Raw genomic sequence first — 16,005 nt, 5'->3', positions numbered from 1 at the left:
CCCATCTCTAGTAAATTTAACTTACTTGCAGTCTATCATAGTCGGCCATAACCCCCAACTGAGGGGGATATGAGCCTCGTTTGTATTTTAATTTAGCCACCCATTTTCATATCGAGAATGGGCGCAAGTACATTACCATCTCGACCAAGGCGGGTGTGATATACCTGCCTGTAAGCGAACACATTTTTAACGTAGTTACGTGTTTCAGTGAAGGGGATCAGTTCAATCCACAACTCAGCAGGCATTGCTTGCTCTGGTAGCCAGCGCTTAATGCGATGATAGCCAGCATTGTAAGAGGCCGTCGCTAAAATTTCATTACCATGATTTTTCTTCTTCAAATACTTCAGGTATTCACTACCAAGACGAATATTAGTACGAGGCTGATAAAGTACACTACGTGACACCGTGCTTTTATTCATATATTTGGCTGTGCTAGGTAATAACTGCATTAAGCCATGAGCATTCGCATGTGAACGAGCATCTGGCGCAAACGAGCTTTCACGACGAGAAATGGCAATACTCCATGCAACATCGATATGACTGCGGTTACTGTAGTTTTCGAACAAGTTCCGAAACGCGAACGGAAAACGTAAATCAACGTAATCCCACTCTTTAATTTGTGCCAAGGTATAAATAGTGCTGTCGTACCAATCAAGATCTGCTGCAAGCATTGATGCAGCCAGTTTTTCTTCTTTGGTTGAGGTATCGGTTAAATAATTCCATTCGCGACGAGCTGCAGTAAAACGATCTAATTCATACAAAGCACGGGCACGCTTAAAGCCTGGCGCATTCGCAACCTCAAGCTTGAGTTTATCGCTAATATTCAGCTCTTTATTATTTAAACTAACAGGTATACCTAATCGCGCAGACGCAAGAAAACCATAGTAATCACGCTCTTTGGCCACCGTTTGCCAAATTTGTCGCGCGCGCTCTACTTCACCACGCTGATTCAAGCTATAAGCTAACCAGTATTGCTGCCCTAGCGTTAAATTTTCTTTGCCGGTAAAAAAAGCCACAATGCCAGACCAATCTTGTAGCTCAAGCATGTTTGCTAATTGCCACTGCATAAGCTTGCTAGTTTGGCGGTCTTTCGGCACCTTATTTAGCCAAAAGCGAGCTTCTTTGTGACCACTAGATGCTAAAGATAGTGCAAAATTGTAATACACATCAGCCTTTTGCTCGTCAGTGTAGGAGAACATTTTTTCAATCTTTTCCCACGCTCTAAGCGCGAGTTCTTTGTCGCGCCACACCAAACGTCTTACGCCATACAACGCAATTTGCCCTTCTTTGGCTGATTTTTTCTTATAGCGGTAAAGTCCAGCAGACGCGCTCGGGTCTTTGCGAACTTTTAAATATAAGTCAGCTAAATATTGCTCATGTTCGGGTAATAAGGTTTTTAAATAAGGCAATAAACTCGACGTACCGCCTTCTGCGGCCAGTGTGACTCGTTGCCATACGCGATCAGGAGTTTGGTACCCCTTTTTCTTCCACTGCGAAAATAAGCTATCGCACTCTTTAGGTTGCGATTTACCGACCACCCATAAGTCGCTTACTTGATTCATGATGGCATTTTCAGGTGCCCCTAAATCTAATTGAAAGCTTAAATAGGGACACGTCAGCTCATTATTGCTGGTTTCACGATAATTACGAATATACGCCGCTTTTTTATTCTGCTTCTTTAGGTATTCAAGCCACGCTTTTCGAACAGGCCATTCAAGTGGCGTATTTTGATAGACGTTTAAATAGTTTTCGATTTCAGTTTGGTGTTGCAGACTTGGGTTACGCTGCCAATAGGCTTTTTCGACATAAGGTTTTAAGGGATGATCAAGCTCCCCTGTCACCTTTTTCATGTCTTCATAGTTACCGTACCGCGCCTTTTTTTCAGCTTTTAAAAAAGCGTCATGTTTATCGTTGGCACCAGCTGCAAAAAAAGGAAAAAGTAATGCGGCAGCCGTCCAACCAAGAAATTGTTTTTTCATGATGGCCTTTAACAAAAATTAAAGAATTAATAATAAAAACTTCCCCTACACCTTAGCAGCAAACCAGCTATATTTTAACCAATCGCGATAAAGCGCAGTAAATTTTTCGTTGCATTTTTATTTTAAAGCAAGCACACTGATTGAAATGCAAACTCATCGTACCAGTCTTAGTTAATAAACTAGGGAGAATAATAATGTTATATAAAAGCGATTCATTTGAAGTTGCTTTCATCAAGGACAACATCGCCGAGTTTAAGTTCTGTGCTGATGGCTCAGTAAACAAACTTTCTCAGCAAACCTTGCAAGATTGCGCTTCGGCATTAAAAGAATTAGCAGCAAACTCAGATATCAAAGGCATGGTGTTCACCAGCGATAAAGATCACTTTATTATCGGCGCCGACATCTTCGAATTTTTACCGACTTTCACTAAACCTCAAGAAGAATTGGTTGCATGGATCAAAAATGCAACAGACGTTTTTGACGCAATTGAAGATTTACCTTTCCCAACGTTAAGTGCTGTAAATGGCATGGCGCTTGGCGGCGGGTGTGAGTGGGCACTTGCTACCGATTACCGTGTTGCTAGCACTGAGGCTAAAATTGGCCTTCCTGAAGTAAAATTAGGCATTATGCCTGGTTTTGGTGGCACTGTTCGTCTTCCACGCCTGATTGGCGCTGATAATGCGATGACATGGATCACAACAGGCAAAGAAAACCGCGCGAATGATGCACTCAAAGTAGGTGCATTTGATGCGGTAGTTAGTACTAACAAACTTTTAGAGTCAAGTATTGCAACACTTGAGCAAGCTATTTCTGGCAAGCTAGATTGGCAAGCAAAACGACAAGTAAAATTACAACCACTGAAAATGAACCGTGTTGAGCAAGGTATGAGCTTTGCAATGGCCGAAGGCATGGTAATGGGTCAGACTAAAGGTCACTACCCAGCACCTGTTATGGCTGTAAAAACCATTAAAGCAGCGGCAAACTGTGAACGTGCCGAAGCGATGGCAATTGAGAACACGAACTTTGCCAAACTTGCCGCAACGAGCGAAGCTGCTGCACAAACAGGTATTTTCTTAGCCGACCAATACATCAAAGGTAAAGCGAAGAAACAAGCCAAAAACAGCGAGCTTAAAATTAAACAAGCGGCTGTATTAGGCGCAGGTATTATGGGTGGCGGTATTGCATACCAGTCTGCTTATAAAGGCACGCCGATTGTCATGAAAGACATTAATCAAGATGCGCTTGATTTAGGTATGGGCGAAGCCTCTAAATTACTTGGCAAAAAAGTACAACGTGGCCACATGGCAATGGACAAGATGGTTGCCACGTTAGGTAAAATCAAACCGACGCTAAACGATGCTGACCTTCAAGGTGTTGATATTGTAGTTGAAGCCGTTGTTGAAAACCCTAAGGTAAAACAAGCTGTTTTATCGGGCCTTGAAAAAGACCTACCAGAGGGCACTATTTTAACGTCAAACACATCAACTATTCGTATAGATGAGTTAGCCTCAGCGCTTGAAAAACCAGAAAACTTCTGTGGCATGCACTTCTTTAACCCAGTGCCAAAAATGCCACTTGTCGAAATCATCCGTGGTGAAAAGACATCAGAAGCAACAATCAATGCAGTGGTTGATTACGCCTTAAAACTAGGTAAATCACCTATTGTTGTAAACGACTGCCCAGGTTTCTTTGTTAACCGCGTATTGTTCCCTTACTTTGCAGGCTTCAGCAAACTTGTTGTTGAAGGCGCTGATTTCGCCAAAGTAGATAAAGTAATGGAAAACGTGTTTGGCTGGCCAATGGGTCCTGCATATCTGCTTGATGTTGTGGGTATTGATACGGCTTACCACTGTACAGGCGTTATGGCTGATGGTTTCCCTGAGCGAATGGCTCGCCAAGAGAAAGATCCCGTTTCTGTATTTGCTAATGAAAAACGTTTTGGTCAGAAAAATGGGGCTGGTTTTTACCAATATGCACCAGACCGCCGTGGTCGCTTGAAAAAGGCACACGATGCAAAAGCGGTTGAACTTTTAAGTGCTATTACCGATGCACCTAAAGACTTCGACAAGCAAGAAATCATTGACCGTTGCATGGTACCGATGATCAACGAAGTACTACTTTGTCTTCAAGAAGGTATTGTAGCGTCGCCGCAAGAAGCAGATATGGCGCTCATTTACGGTATTGGTTTCCCTCCATTTAGAGGCGGTGCATTCCGTTACTTAGATCAAACTGGTTTAGCAAACTTTGTTGCAACAGCAGACAAATATGCTCACCTAGGTGCGATTTACCAAGTATCAGATGAAACTCGCAAATGGGCCGAAGAAGGCCGTGTATTCTATAAGGTGGAAGGATAAGAACATGAATAATCCAGTAATCGTAGATTGTATCCGCACACCAATGGGCCGTTCAAAAAACGGCGTATTCAAACATAAACGTGCGGAAGATTTAAGTGCTCACTTAATGAAAGGTTTGTTAGAGCGCAACCCAGCCGTAGACCCAGCATCGATTGATGATATTTACTGGGGTTGTGTGCAGCAAACTCTCGAGCAAGGTTTTAACATTGCCCGTAACGCAGCATTATTAGCCGGTATTCCACACTCAGTACCTGCAGTAACGGTTAACCGTTTATGTGGCTCATCAATGCAAGCATTGCACGATGCGGCACGCGCTATTATGACGGGTGCGGGTGATACTTATATCATCGGGGGTGTTGAGCATATGGGTCATGTACCGATGACTCACGGTAATGATTTCCACCCTGGTTTGTCAACGTCTGTTGCACAAGCTGCAGGTGTTATGGGCTTAACAGCTGAGTACCTTGCAACGCTTCACGGCATTAGCCGTCAGCAGCAAGATGAGTTTGCTTTCCGCTCACACCAACGCGCACACGCTGCGACTGTTGAAGGTCGTTTCCGTCGCGAGATCCTACCGATGGAAGGTCACGACGCAGACGGTTCATTAATTCTTGTTGAAGACGATGAAGTAATTCGCCCAGAGACAACTGTTGAAGGTTTATCTCAGCTTCGTCCTGTGTTCAACCCTGCATCAGGTAGCGTAACAGCAGGTACTTCATCTGCACTGTCTGACGGTGCATCAGCCATGCTGGTAATGAGCGAAGAAAAAGCCAAAGAACTTGGTTTACCTATTCGTGCGCGCATTAAATCAATGGCGGTTGCAGGTTGCGATCCTTCTATTATGGGTTACGGCCCAGTTCCAGCATCACAAAAAGCGCTTAAACAAGCGGGTATCACAATTGATGATATCGATGTTGCTGAGCTTAACGAAGCGTTTGCAGCACAATCACTACCGGTATTAAAAGACCTCGGTCTGATGGATGTAGTAGATGAAAAAGTGAACCTTAATGGTGGTGCAATCGCGCTTGGTCACCCACTTGGTTGTTCAGGCTCTCGTATCAGCACAACGCTTGTTCACCTAATGGAAGACAAGAATGCAAAATACGGTTTAGCAACCATGTGTATTGGTCTAGGCCAAGGTATTGCAACTGTATTTGAGCGCGTTGAATAACACGCTCATTAGCCGAACATCTTGGTGATAAAAAGGTGTACTGACACGCTCAGTACACCTTTTTTATTTGCTTTGAATTCGGTTATTGAAACCAGTAGTGATTGAAAGCTAAAATAGCCCCTTACTATTCGTTACTTTCATTTTATAGGTCTGCCATGAGCTTTGATAATCCCGATCACCAATTAGATGCACTTGGCCTTCGTTGTCCAGAACCGGTGATGATGGTGCGTGGTGCTGTGCGCAAAATGAAAGATGGCGAGACTTTACTTATCATCGCTGATGACCCATCAACCACCCGCGACATTCCCAGCTTTTGTACCTTTATGGATCACACACTCGTGGCGAAAGAGGTAGAGCAAGCACCGTATCGATACTTGGTGAAGAAAGGATTGTAGGCTACGAGCTACGAGCTACGAGCTACGAGCTACGAGCTACGAGCTACGAGCTAAAAAATAAAATCAGAGTGGGCTTTGTCAACTTTGATGTAAATAATCAATCGCCCACTCAACACTTAGCGTCACTCAACACTTAGCGTCACTCAACACTTAGCGTCACTCAACACTTAGCGTTATTTTTTCGTGACTGTTACTTTTGGTTGATTGCTATTGCGGTAATCAAAACTCACTACATAAACCCCTTTTGCCGCAGGTTTAAAGCTGAAGTAGTTATAGATTGTGTTGCAATCGGCGCTTGCAGCCTCACCTAAAATGAGTGCTTGACCTGCTGGGTCGGTATCACTGAAACCACAGTTATAGCCTTGGCTGAAATCAGCATCGGCGACTTTAAACTCATACACTTTGCCAGGTGTAGAAAACTTCACATCCGTTTGAAAAATCCCCGGAGCAACTTGGTAAAATTGGTACTGAGGTTCTGCATCCCACAAGGTAAAGTCACCCCGTAAATACATGGTACGGTCTAAGTCTTTACTGGGCAGAATATCATCGATATTCGGCATTTGAATTTGGCTAGAACATGCCGTTAATAAACCAGCCAAAGCTAAAGTTAGTATACGTTTCATAACTGTTCCTCTTTTACAAAAAAGCCAGCACTGAGCTGGCTTTTATTAACGTGTGTATTACTTACTTCTGCAACACAGAAATATCAGCAATATCTAAAAACAGGCGGCTTAACTGGCTTAATAATGCTAAACGGTTTTGCTTAACCGCGTCGTCATCGGCCATTACCATGACATTATCAAAGAAGTTATCGACACTCTCACGGATACCCGCTAGTTGTGATAACGCTTCTTGATAATCGCCGTTAGCATAAAGTGGTGCAAGCTCCACAGAGAACTTAGCAACATGAGACGCGAGTACTTTTTCTGCGTCATCACTTAATAGGCTCTCATTTACATCACCTTGCGTTGTAATATCGTTTTTAGCCAAGATATTACTAACACGTTTATTTGCGGCTGCAAGCGCTTCTGCTGCGTCTAATGTACGGAAGTGACTAACGGCTTTAACACGACGATCGAAGTCAACCGGTTTAGTTGGACGACGCGCGAGTACAGCTTGAATAACATCAACCTCAATCCCTTCATCTTGATACCATGCACGGAAGCGACCTAGCATAAACTCAAACACATCCGTTGAAACATTTAGGTTTGTTAGCTTTTCACCAAACAAGCTTTGTGATTTAGCAACAAGGTCTAGAATGTCCAGTGGTAGTGACTTTTCAACCATGATACGCAATGCACCAATGGCTGCACGGCGAAGTGCAAATGGGTCTTTGTCACCTTTCGGTGCTTGGCCAATGCCAAAAATACCCACTAGCGTGTCGAATTTATCAGCAATAGCAACAGCACAACTAATCACATTCGTTGGTAGGTTGTCGCCTGCAAAACGTGGCATATATTGCTCATTTTGCGCCAGTGCAACTTCTTCGGCCTCACCATCGTGACGTGCGTAATGCATACCCATTACACCTTGTACGTCAGTAAACTCCATGACCATTTCAGTCATTAAATCTGTTTTACTTAAAAGACCAGCACGTTTTGCAAGTTCTGCATCAGCACCTAACTGCTCAGCAATGTAACCAGCAAGTTCACTAATACGCTCTGACTTGTCTTTAAGTGTACCAAGTTGCTTTTGGAATAATACCGTGTCTAATGATTCTAAACGGCTCTCAAGTGTTTTCTTTTTATCGGTTTCAAAAAAGAACTGTGCATCGGCTAAACGTGGACGAACCACCTTTTCGTTACCGGCAATAACCACACTTGGATCTTTACTTTCAATATTAGAAACAAACAGGAACTTGTTAAGTAAGTTGCCTTCTTGATCTAGCAGTGGGAAGTATTTTTGATCATCCTTCATGGTGTAGATAAGCGCTTCAGCGGGTACATCTAAAAAGGCTTCTTCGAAGGTTGCTGTTAGCGTTACTGGCCATTCAACAAGTGACGTTACTTCTTCAAGCAAGTCTTCATCCATCGCAACTTTTGCGTTGACAGCAGCCGCTGCAGCTTCAATTTGTTCACGAATTTGTGCTTTACGCGCTTCGAAGTCAGCCACGACATACGCAGATTTTAGTACATCAAATACTTCGTCAGCGTGATTGATAGTGACCTTTTCTGGGTGGTGGAATCGGTGACCTTGTAGTTGGTTACCTACTTGCTTACCAAGGATTTCACCTTCGATTAGTGTATTACCAAATAAAATCGTTGCCGTATGTACAGGGCGAATAAATTGCGTTTTATTCGCGCCCCAACGCATTGGTTTCGGGATCGGTAATTTAGCAAGCGCTTTGTTTACCGCATCACTCATTAACGCGGTGGTTGCTTGGCCTTCAACGTGTGCTTTATGAAGTAGCCATGCCCCTTTGTCTGTTTCAATGGTTTCGGCGTCGCTTACATCAATACCACAACCACGTGCCCAACCCATTGCTGCTTTGGTTGGGTTGCCATCGGCATCAAATGCTGCCGCAACAGCAGGACCACGTTTTTCTACAACCTTGTCACTTTGTTTTGCTTCAAGTGCTGTAACGCGTAAACCTAAACGGCGCGGTGAGGCATACCAATTTACGCCTTGATGGGCTAGCTCTAAACTTGCAAGCTCTGCTGTTAAGTTTTCAGCAAACGACTCAGCAAGTTTACGAAGTGCTTTTGGTGGCAATTCTTCAGTGCCAATTTCTACTAATAAATTTTCTGCTGACATGCTAATTCTTAATCCTTACAAAGCGGGAAACCAAGTGCTTCACGTGCATCATAGTAACTCTGTGCGCACGCTTTAGATAAAGCACGTACACGTAAGATATAACGTTGACGTTCGGTTACTGAGATAGCGTGGCGCGCATCTAATAAGTTAAACGCGTGTGACGCTTTCATTACTTGCTCGTAAGCAGGTAGCGGTAAGCCAGCTTCAATTAGCTTTTGACTTTCTTTTTCGCAGTGATCAAATTGAGAGAATAAGAATGCAACGTCAGCTTGTTCGAAGTTATACGCTGATTGCTCAACTTCATTTTGATGGAATACATCACCGTATGTAACACGGCCCATTGGACCATCTGCCCATACTAGGTCATAGATACTATCTACGCCCTGAATATACATCGCTAAACGCTCAAGACCATAAGTAATTTCACCTGTTACTGGAGAACACTCAAGGCCACCTACTTGTTGGAAATAAGTGAACTGAGTCACTTCCATGCCGTTTAACCAGATTTCCCAACCAAGACCCCATGCACCCAGTGTAGGTGATTCCCAGTTGTCTTCTACGAAGCGCACTTCATCAGTTAGCGTATCAATTCCCACAGCAGCTAACGAGCCTAAGTAGAGCTCTTGAATGTTTTCTGGTGATGGCTTTAATACCACTTGGAATTGGTAGTAATGTTGTAAGCGGTTTGGGTTCTCACCATAACGACCATCAGTTGGGCGACGGCATGGTTGAACATACGCGCTCGACATTGGCTCTGGGCCAATAGACTTTAAGAAAGTTAACGGATGAAATGTCCCTGCTCCCACTTCCATATCGAGTGGTTGAGCAATCACACAGCCTTGCTGTGCCCAATAGTCCTGTAAAGCCAGGATCAAACCTTGAAAGGTTTTAACGTCATATTTTTGCATATTTGGCTTATAGTATCTGGTGCGTTTAGTCTGAAAATTGCTCTCAGTATACCTTGTGTGCAGTAAGGTTTTAAGCAGTTTGTGCTTTTTCAGCAATAAAAAAAGGAGCCAATAGGCTCCTTTCTTCATCATGTGTTTTAGCTTATACGTCTAGGTTTACTACACGTAGCGCGTTCGTTTCAATAAACTCACGACGCGGCTCAACTTGGTCGCCCATTAATGTTGCGAATAATTGGTCAGCAGCAACGGCATCTTCAATTGTTACTTTCAACATACGACGAGCACTAGGATCCATGGTTGTTTCCCATAACTGATCTGGGTTCATCTCGCCCAGTCCTTTATAGCGCTGGATATACAAGCCACGTTTAGACTCACTGATTAACCACTCTAATGCATCGACAAAGTTATCAACTGGAATTGTTTTTTCTCCACGTTGAATATAGGCGCCTTCTTCAAGGATATTAGCAATGTTTACACCTGTTACAGCGATACGCTTATAATCACGTGAAGTAATGAAGTCGTAGTTTAATACGTGTGCTTTATCTACGCCGTGCTGACGAATATTCACTACAGGGTAATATAAATTACGCTCAGCATCATGTTCTGTTCCAGCATGGAAAATAGTCGCATCTTCATCGCGAGCAATTAAGTCGTCAACTAATACGTTAGTCCACTCTTTTACTTTCGCTTCATCTGCAAGGTCAGCTTCTTTTAACTCACTTTGATAGATTAAACGTTCCATAACCGTGTTCGGGTATTTACGTTTTAAGCGCTCAATCACTTTTACCGTGTTTTGATAATCGTGAACAATAGACTCTAATGCTTCACCTTCGAGTGCGGTTGCACCCTCACTTGTGTATAGCGCAGCGTTATTTAACGCCAATGATGTTAAGTAATCAACAAGTGCTGGATCATCTTTTATATAACGCTCTTGCTTACCTTTTTTCACTTTATAAAGTGGTGGTTGTGCAATATAAATATAACCACGTTCTACAATCTCTGGCATTTGACGGTAGAAGAAAGTAAGTAATAGTGTACGAATGTGAGAACCATCCACGTCCGCATCGGTCATGATAATGATACGGTGGTAGCGCAGTTTTTCTGGATTGTATTCATCACGGCCAATACCACATCCTAATGCGGTAATAAGAGTCGCAACTTCTTGCGAAGAAAGCATTTTATCAAAACGTGCTTTTTCAACGTTTAATATTTTACCTTTCAATGGCAAGATTGCTTGGTTTTTACGATTACGACCCTGCTTAGCTGAACCACCCGCAGAGTCACCCTCCACTATGTATAATTCAGAAAGTGCAGGATCTTTTTCTTGGCAGTCTGCTAACTTACCCGGTAAACCAGCTAAATCCATAGCGCCTTTACGACGAGTCATTTCACGTGCTTTACGCGCGGCTTCACGCGCTCGTGCTGCATCAATAATTTTGCCAACAACAGTTTTAGCATCAACAGGGTTTTCTAATAAAAACTCTGTTAGTTTTTCTGCCATGGCTTGTTCTACAGCAGATTTAACTTCGCTTGATACTAATTTATCTTTCGTTTGTGATGAGAACTTTGGATCAGGAACTTTAACACTCACAACGGCTGTTAAACCTTCACGAGCATCATCACCCGTGGCGTTGCTTGTTGTTTTAGCTTTTTTATTAAAGCCTTCTTTTTCCATGTAATTGTTTAGTGTACGCGTAAGTGCAGCTCTAAAGCCAGCTAAGTGCGTACCACCATCACGTTGTGGAATGTTATTTGTGAAACAGTAGATGCTCTCTTGGAAACCATCGTTCCATTGCATAGACACTTCAACATTTATGCCGTCTTCTTCACGCTCATGCGTAAAGTGGAAAACACTTTTATGGACAGGTGTTTTATTGCGATTTAAATACTCAACAAAGGCTTGAATACCCCCTTCGTATTTAAAATGGTCTTTTTTCGCTTCTTCACGCTCATCGGTAAGAATAATACTTACGCCCGAGTTCAAGAAAGACAGCTCACGTAAACGCTTCGCTAAAATATCGTAGTGGAAGTTTAGGTCAGTGAATGTTTCACCGCTTGGCCAAAAAACGTAATTCAGTGCCTGTATCAGTCGCGTCACCAATAACAGCTAATGGTGCATCTGGCACACCCATTGTATACGTTTGTTGATGAAGTTTACCTTCGCGACGGATAGTTAACTTTAGCTTTTCCGATAAAGCATTTACAACAGAAACACCTACACCGTGTAAACCGCCCGATACTTTATAAGAGTTATCATCAAATTTACCACCAGCATGAAGTACCGTCATGATAACTTCAGCAGCTGATACACCTTCTTCTTCATGGATTGAAGTAGGAATACCACGACCGTTATCTCTTACAGAGACTGAACCGTCTAAGTGAATCGTTACATAAATATCATCACAATGACCAGCTAAGGCTTCATCGATAGAGTTATCAACAACCTCAAACACCATATGGTGTAAGCCTGTACCGTCATCGGTGTCCCCTATATACATTCCAGGACGCTTTCTTACTGCGTCTAATCCTTTAAGTACTTTAATACTCGACGAATCGTAATTCTCAGACATGGTTAATCCCACTTATCTTGTTATTAGGTTGCCATGTTTCACGTGGAACATTTTTAGTTCTCGTTGCATGGGTTCCACCACAGCAGAAATACTTTCAGATAAAATAGATGAGATAAAAAGTTGTGAATCGCAATGCGATAAAAGCTGACCCACTTTTTCCTTTGTATCTTCACCTAACTCCGAAGGTAAGTCATCTATTAGCAATATAGATTGCTTATCAGTTTCTGATTCAATTAAGCTATTTTGCGTTACTTTCAACGCATAAAGCAAGAGCTTCAATTGACCGCGTGAAAATGTATTTTCCACACTATTACCAGAAACGCTAAAACTAAAATCAGCTTTATGCGGGCCTTTGCTTGTGAAACCCTGTTTGGCATCACGTTCAAAGCTCTGTTCAAGAGCCTCTGAGAGCGATTCGCTCTCTTTCCACCCCGCGTTAAAGCTAATTTCTAAATCGCGTATAAGCGTTAATTCTGCACACATTTTATCAAAAAATTGCTGCTTAAACCTACTTATATACGCGATTCTTAAATTATTTATTTGTTCTGCTAGTCTAACAAATTCTTTGTCCCAAAACTTGATCTGCTCGAAATAATTCCTAGGTTTACTCTTCAGCAATGCATTACGTTGTTTTAATACTTTATTGAATGATTGCCATAAATAAAAAAAGTCATGTTCCACGTGGAACAATCCTAAATCTAAAAATTTTCTACGCTCTTTTGGTCCACCGAAAAATAAAGAATAGCTTTCAGGTGTAATCACTTGCACAGGAATTAGCTGCGCCAACTCTGAGATCTTTCGACTCGTTTTACCCTGGATCTTTAATGATGTTTCACCCGCTTGGTTTTTACTTATACCAACCGGAATCGACAAGTCATGTAATGCCTTACGACCATGAATAACAAACTTGTCTTGCTGATGCTGAATGATACTTTTATGCTTGGCGGTTCGAAATGATTTACCATGTGAAAGGAAATAAATAGCCTCTAAAAGGCTGGTTTTTCCGCTGCCATTTTCGCCATAAATAATATTAATTCCATTTATCGGCTCAAGTGTCAGCGCCTCAATATTACGAAAATTATTTGAGGCTTAAATGACTTAAACTCATAAAAGGTTATAAGCGCATCGGCATAACAACATACATCGCTTCTTCGTCACCAGCACCTTCTATTAGCGCGCTACTGTTTGAATCTGCAAGGGTAAAAGTGACATCTTCTGTTTTTAATGTATTCAAAACATCGAGTACATACGAAACATTAAAACCAATTTCCAGCTCACCACCTTGATACATAACCTCAACCACTTCTTCTGCTTGCTCTTGCTCAGGGTTATTGGCAGTTATTTTCAACAAGCCTTCAGAAAGATTTAAACGCACACCACGAAATTTCTCATTCGATAAAAATAGACACACGTTGAAATGCGCTGCGTAACCATTCTCTATTGGCAGTAATAACTTTATCGCCACCACGTGGTAATACTCGGCGGTAATCAGGAAAACGACCATCTACCAATTTACTTGTAAACGTAAACTCGGTATCAATAATACGAATATGATTAGCGCCAAATTGAATTGTTACTAACTCATCATCAGCCACCATTAAACGCATGATTTCTTGCACACCCTTGCGTGGAATAATAAGCTGACGCTGTGTATTAAGCGACTGAGCTAACTGCTTTTGTGCAATCGCTAAACGGTGACCGTCTGTTGCCACTGTTTTAATGTCGGCATTGTCGACTTCAAACGACATACCATTTAAATAATAGCGTACGTCTTGGTTCGCCATTGAAAAATGAGTACTTTCAAGTAGTTTACGTAACTCTACTCGAGTTAACTGAAACTCAACTTCGCCATCCCATTGTTCAAGATTCGGAAAATCTTCTGCAGCTAATGTGGTCAATGAAAAGCGACTTTTACCACTGGTTAGTAATAACTGATGATCTTGGCTACTTAAAGTAAGCTCAGAGCCATCGGGTAAACTTTTACAAATATCGAGTAACTTTTTAGCTGGCAAGGTTAATTTTGTATCTGCGGTGTCTTCACCTACAAATACGCTTGCTACTAACTCAATTTCAAGATCGGTACCCGTCATTGATAGTTGTCCATTTTCTACAACTAACAGTACGTTCGATAAAATCGGTAAGGTGTGCTTGCGTTCAATCGCACCCGACACTTGAACTAAAGGTTTTAAAAATTGCTCTCTTGATATTGTTATTTGCATAATAAAGTCAGCCTTAAGATGACAAGGTTCTTATTAAGTTTTGATAATCTTCTTTCACCTCGTGACTTTCATCACGCAGTGATTTAACTTTACGACAGGCATGCAGTACCGTTGTATGGTCACGCCCGCCAAACGCATCACCAATCTCAGGTAAACTGTGATTAGTGAGCTCTTTAGATAAAGCCATAGCAACCTGGCGCGGTCGTGCTACAGAACGACTGCGGCGCTTAGATAATAGGTCTGAAACACGAATACGGTAATACTCTGCGACTGTGCGCTGAATGTTATCGATGGTTACGAGCTTATCTTGCAATGCGAGTAAGTCGCGCAACGCTTCTTTTACAAAATCGATTGATATTGGACGACCGGTAAAGTTCGCATTTGCAATCACACGGTTTAATGCCCCTTCTAACTCACGCACATTTGAACGTAGTTTCTTGGCAATAAAAAAGGCCACTTCATGCGGTAAATTAATTTTACTCTGCTGCGCTTTTTTCATCAAAATAGCAACGCGCGTCTCAAGCTCAGGAGGCTCAATGGCAATCGTTAACCCCCATCCAAAGCGAGACTTAAGGCGATCTTCAACCCCTTCTATCTCTTTTGGATAGCGGTCTGAAGTTAATATAATCTGTTGATTTCCTTCAAGTAATGCATTGAAGGTATGGAAAAATTCTTCTTGAGAACGTTCTTTATTAGCGAAAAATTGGATGTCATCAATCATCAATGCATCAACGCTTCGGTAATAACGTTTAAACTCTTCTATTGCGTTATTTTGAAGTGCTTTAACCATGTCTTGGACAAAACGCTCGGAATGCATATAAACAATTTTTGCATCCGGTTTATTCGCCATGATGCCATTGCCTACAGCATGCAATAAATGCGTTTTACCTAAACCTGTACCGCCATAAATAAACACGGGATTAAAGGCAGACCCTGGGTTGTCTGCAACTTGAGTTGCGGCTGCTTTTGCTAGCTGGTTTGATTTACCTTCAACAAAACTATCAAACGTATAATTTTCTTTAATGTTTGATTTATAACCCGATTTTGGTGCAGGTTCTACATTCGCTTTTTCAGGTTTAGGCTGTTGTTTCTCAGATGTGTGTTGAGCACTAACAGGAGCACTCGCAGCTGGCACGGCGGCTTGCGCATTTAAAATAGGTTTACTGCCTACGTCAAAACGTAACTCGGGCGCTTCATCACCACAAATTTCAACGAGCAGTTCATTTATACGGTTTAAATACTTTTCTCTCACCCAATCAAGAACAAAACGATTCGGCGCATATATAGTTAACGTATCTTCGGTACTTTCTGCTTGTAGTGGTCTTACCCACATACTGAACTGCTGTGACGGCAGTTCATCTTGCAATACATATAAACAACTTTGCCAAACCGACAGATACACTATTAAACTCCCAGAGATTTAATTATTATTCCCGTTCATCTTTAATGATGGAAAATCATACATTTATTACTAATCTTTGACCAATTTTCTTGGCCTAGACCGAGTATTATGAAGGCACTTTATCCACAAGTACAAGATTGATTTTTCTGAAAAATATGATCTCGTCTTCATAAAAAGACAACCACATGATTTTTATAGGGTTTATTTTTTACATCCGAATAGTGATCATAGCAAATTCGCAGCTAGATCGCGA

Annotated in this window: 8 protein-coding genes and 3 pseudogenes; 3 read left to right on the top strand and 8 right to left on the bottom strand. The window is 42.0% G+C overall.

Annotated elements, in window-relative coordinates; all coding sequences use genetic code 11:
* Positions 1-92 precede the first annotated feature (92 nt).
* Positions 93-1,979 carry a transglycosylase SLT domain-containing protein gene (locus tag IT970_RS00055; RefSeq protein ID WP_036973677.1) on the bottom strand — a complete coding sequence of 629 codons (1,887 nt, stop codon included), beginning with the start codon at positions 1,977-1,979 and terminating at the stop codon, positions 93-95.
* 194 nt (positions 1,980-2,173) lie between these two features.
* On the opposite strand from IT970_RS00055, the gene fadB reads away from it, so the two are divergent.
* The 3 genes from fadB to tusA all read left to right on the top strand — a co-directional run bounded on the left by fadB (position 2,174) and on the right by tusA (position 5,899).
* Positions 2,174-4,333 carry a fatty acid oxidation complex subunit alpha FadB gene (gene fadB / locus IT970_RS00050; RefSeq protein WP_074989747.1) on the top strand — a complete coding sequence of 720 codons (2,160 nt, stop codon included), beginning with the start codon at positions 2,174-2,176 and terminating at the stop codon, positions 4,331-4,333.
* 4 nt (positions 4,334-4,337) lie between these two features.
* Positions 4,338-5,504 (top strand): acetyl-CoA C-acyltransferase FadA, encoded by a 1,167-nt coding sequence (gene fadA / locus IT970_RS00045; RefSeq protein WP_196857485.1) that lies wholly within the window; start codon positions 4,338-4,340, stop codon positions 5,502-5,504.
* 155 nt (positions 5,505-5,659) lie between these two features.
* Complete coding sequence (tusA, locus tag IT970_RS00040; RefSeq protein ID WP_036973681.1) at positions 5,660-5,899, top strand: sulfurtransferase TusA; 240 nt, start codon at positions 5,660-5,662, stop codon at positions 5,897-5,899.
* Between the two features lie 173 nt (positions 5,900-6,072).
* Here the strand turns inward: tusA and IT970_RS00035 are convergent, their stop codons facing one another.
* From IT970_RS00035 to dnaA, 7 genes and pseudogenes are all read right to left on the bottom strand, one after another.
* The gene (locus IT970_RS00035; protein WP_036973682.1) at positions 6,073-6,522 is read right to left on the bottom strand and encodes a hypothetical protein; all 450 of its coding nucleotides are present in this window, start codon (positions 6,520-6,522) and stop codon (positions 6,073-6,075) included.
* A 61-nt stretch (positions 6,523-6,583) separates the two neighbouring features.
* On the bottom strand, positions 6,584-8,653 hold the full coding sequence (gene glyS, locus IT970_RS00030; RefSeq protein WP_036973683.1) for a glycine--tRNA ligase subunit beta: 2,070 nt from the start codon (positions 8,651-8,653) through the stop codon (positions 6,584-6,586).
* 8 nt (positions 8,654-8,661) lie between these two features.
* On the bottom strand, positions 8,662-9,561 hold the full coding sequence (glyQ, locus tag IT970_RS00025) for a glycine--tRNA ligase subunit alpha (protein ID WP_036973766.1): 900 nt from the start codon (positions 9,559-9,561) through the stop codon (positions 8,662-8,664).
* Positions 9,562-9,703: 142 nt separating this feature from the next.
* Positions 9,704-12,131 (bottom strand): annotated as a pseudogene (gene gyrB / locus IT970_RS00020) (DNA topoisomerase (ATP-hydrolyzing) subunit B).
* Between the two features lie 12 nt (positions 12,132-12,143).
* Positions 12,144-13,239: pseudogene (gene recF / locus IT970_RS00015) on the bottom strand (DNA replication/repair protein RecF).
* A 6-nt stretch (positions 13,240-13,245) separates the two neighbouring features.
* Positions 13,246-14,350 (bottom strand): annotated as a pseudogene (gene dnaN / locus IT970_RS00010) (DNA polymerase III subunit beta).
* Positions 14,351-14,363: 13 nt separating this feature from the next.
* Entirely contained in the window at positions 14,364-15,752 is a 1,389-nt protein-coding gene (gene dnaA / locus IT970_RS00005; protein ID WP_036973688.1) for a chromosomal replication initiator protein DnaA, read from the bottom strand.
* Positions 15,753-16,005: the final 253 nt, after the last annotated feature.

Source organism: Pseudoalteromonas sp. A41-2 (genome assembly GCF_015767615.1).
Lineage (GTDB): Bacteria > Pseudomonadota > Gammaproteobacteria > Enterobacterales > Alteromonadaceae > Pseudoalteromonas > Pseudoalteromonas lipolytica.
Note: the sequence above shows the minus strand (reverse complement) of the source record. Positions and strands in the feature narration are given on the sequence as shown.

Coding starts and splice junctions, on each gene's coding strand:
- IT970_RS00055 (WP_036973677.1), bottom strand. CDS start 1,979: ATGAAAAAACAATTTCTTGGTTGGACGGCTGCCGCATTACTTTTTCCT.
- fadB (WP_074989747.1), top strand. CDS start 2,174: ATGTTATATAAAAGCGATTCATTTGAAGTTGCTTTCATCAAGGACAAC.
- fadA (WP_196857485.1), top strand. CDS start 4,338: ATGAATAATCCAGTAATCGTAGATTGTATCCGCACACCAATGGGCCGT.
- tusA (WP_036973681.1), top strand. CDS start 5,660: ATGAGCTTTGATAATCCCGATCACCAATTAGATGCACTTGGCCTTCGT.
- IT970_RS00035 (WP_036973682.1), bottom strand. CDS start 6,522: ATGAAACGTATACTAACTTTAGCTTTGGCTGGTTTATTAACGGCATGT.
- glyS (WP_036973683.1), bottom strand. CDS start 8,653: ATGTCAGCAGAAAATTTATTAGTAGAAATTGGCACTGAAGAATTGCCA.
- glyQ (WP_036973766.1), bottom strand. CDS start 9,561: ATGCAAAAATATGACGTTAAAACCTTTCAAGGTTTGATCCTGGCTTTA.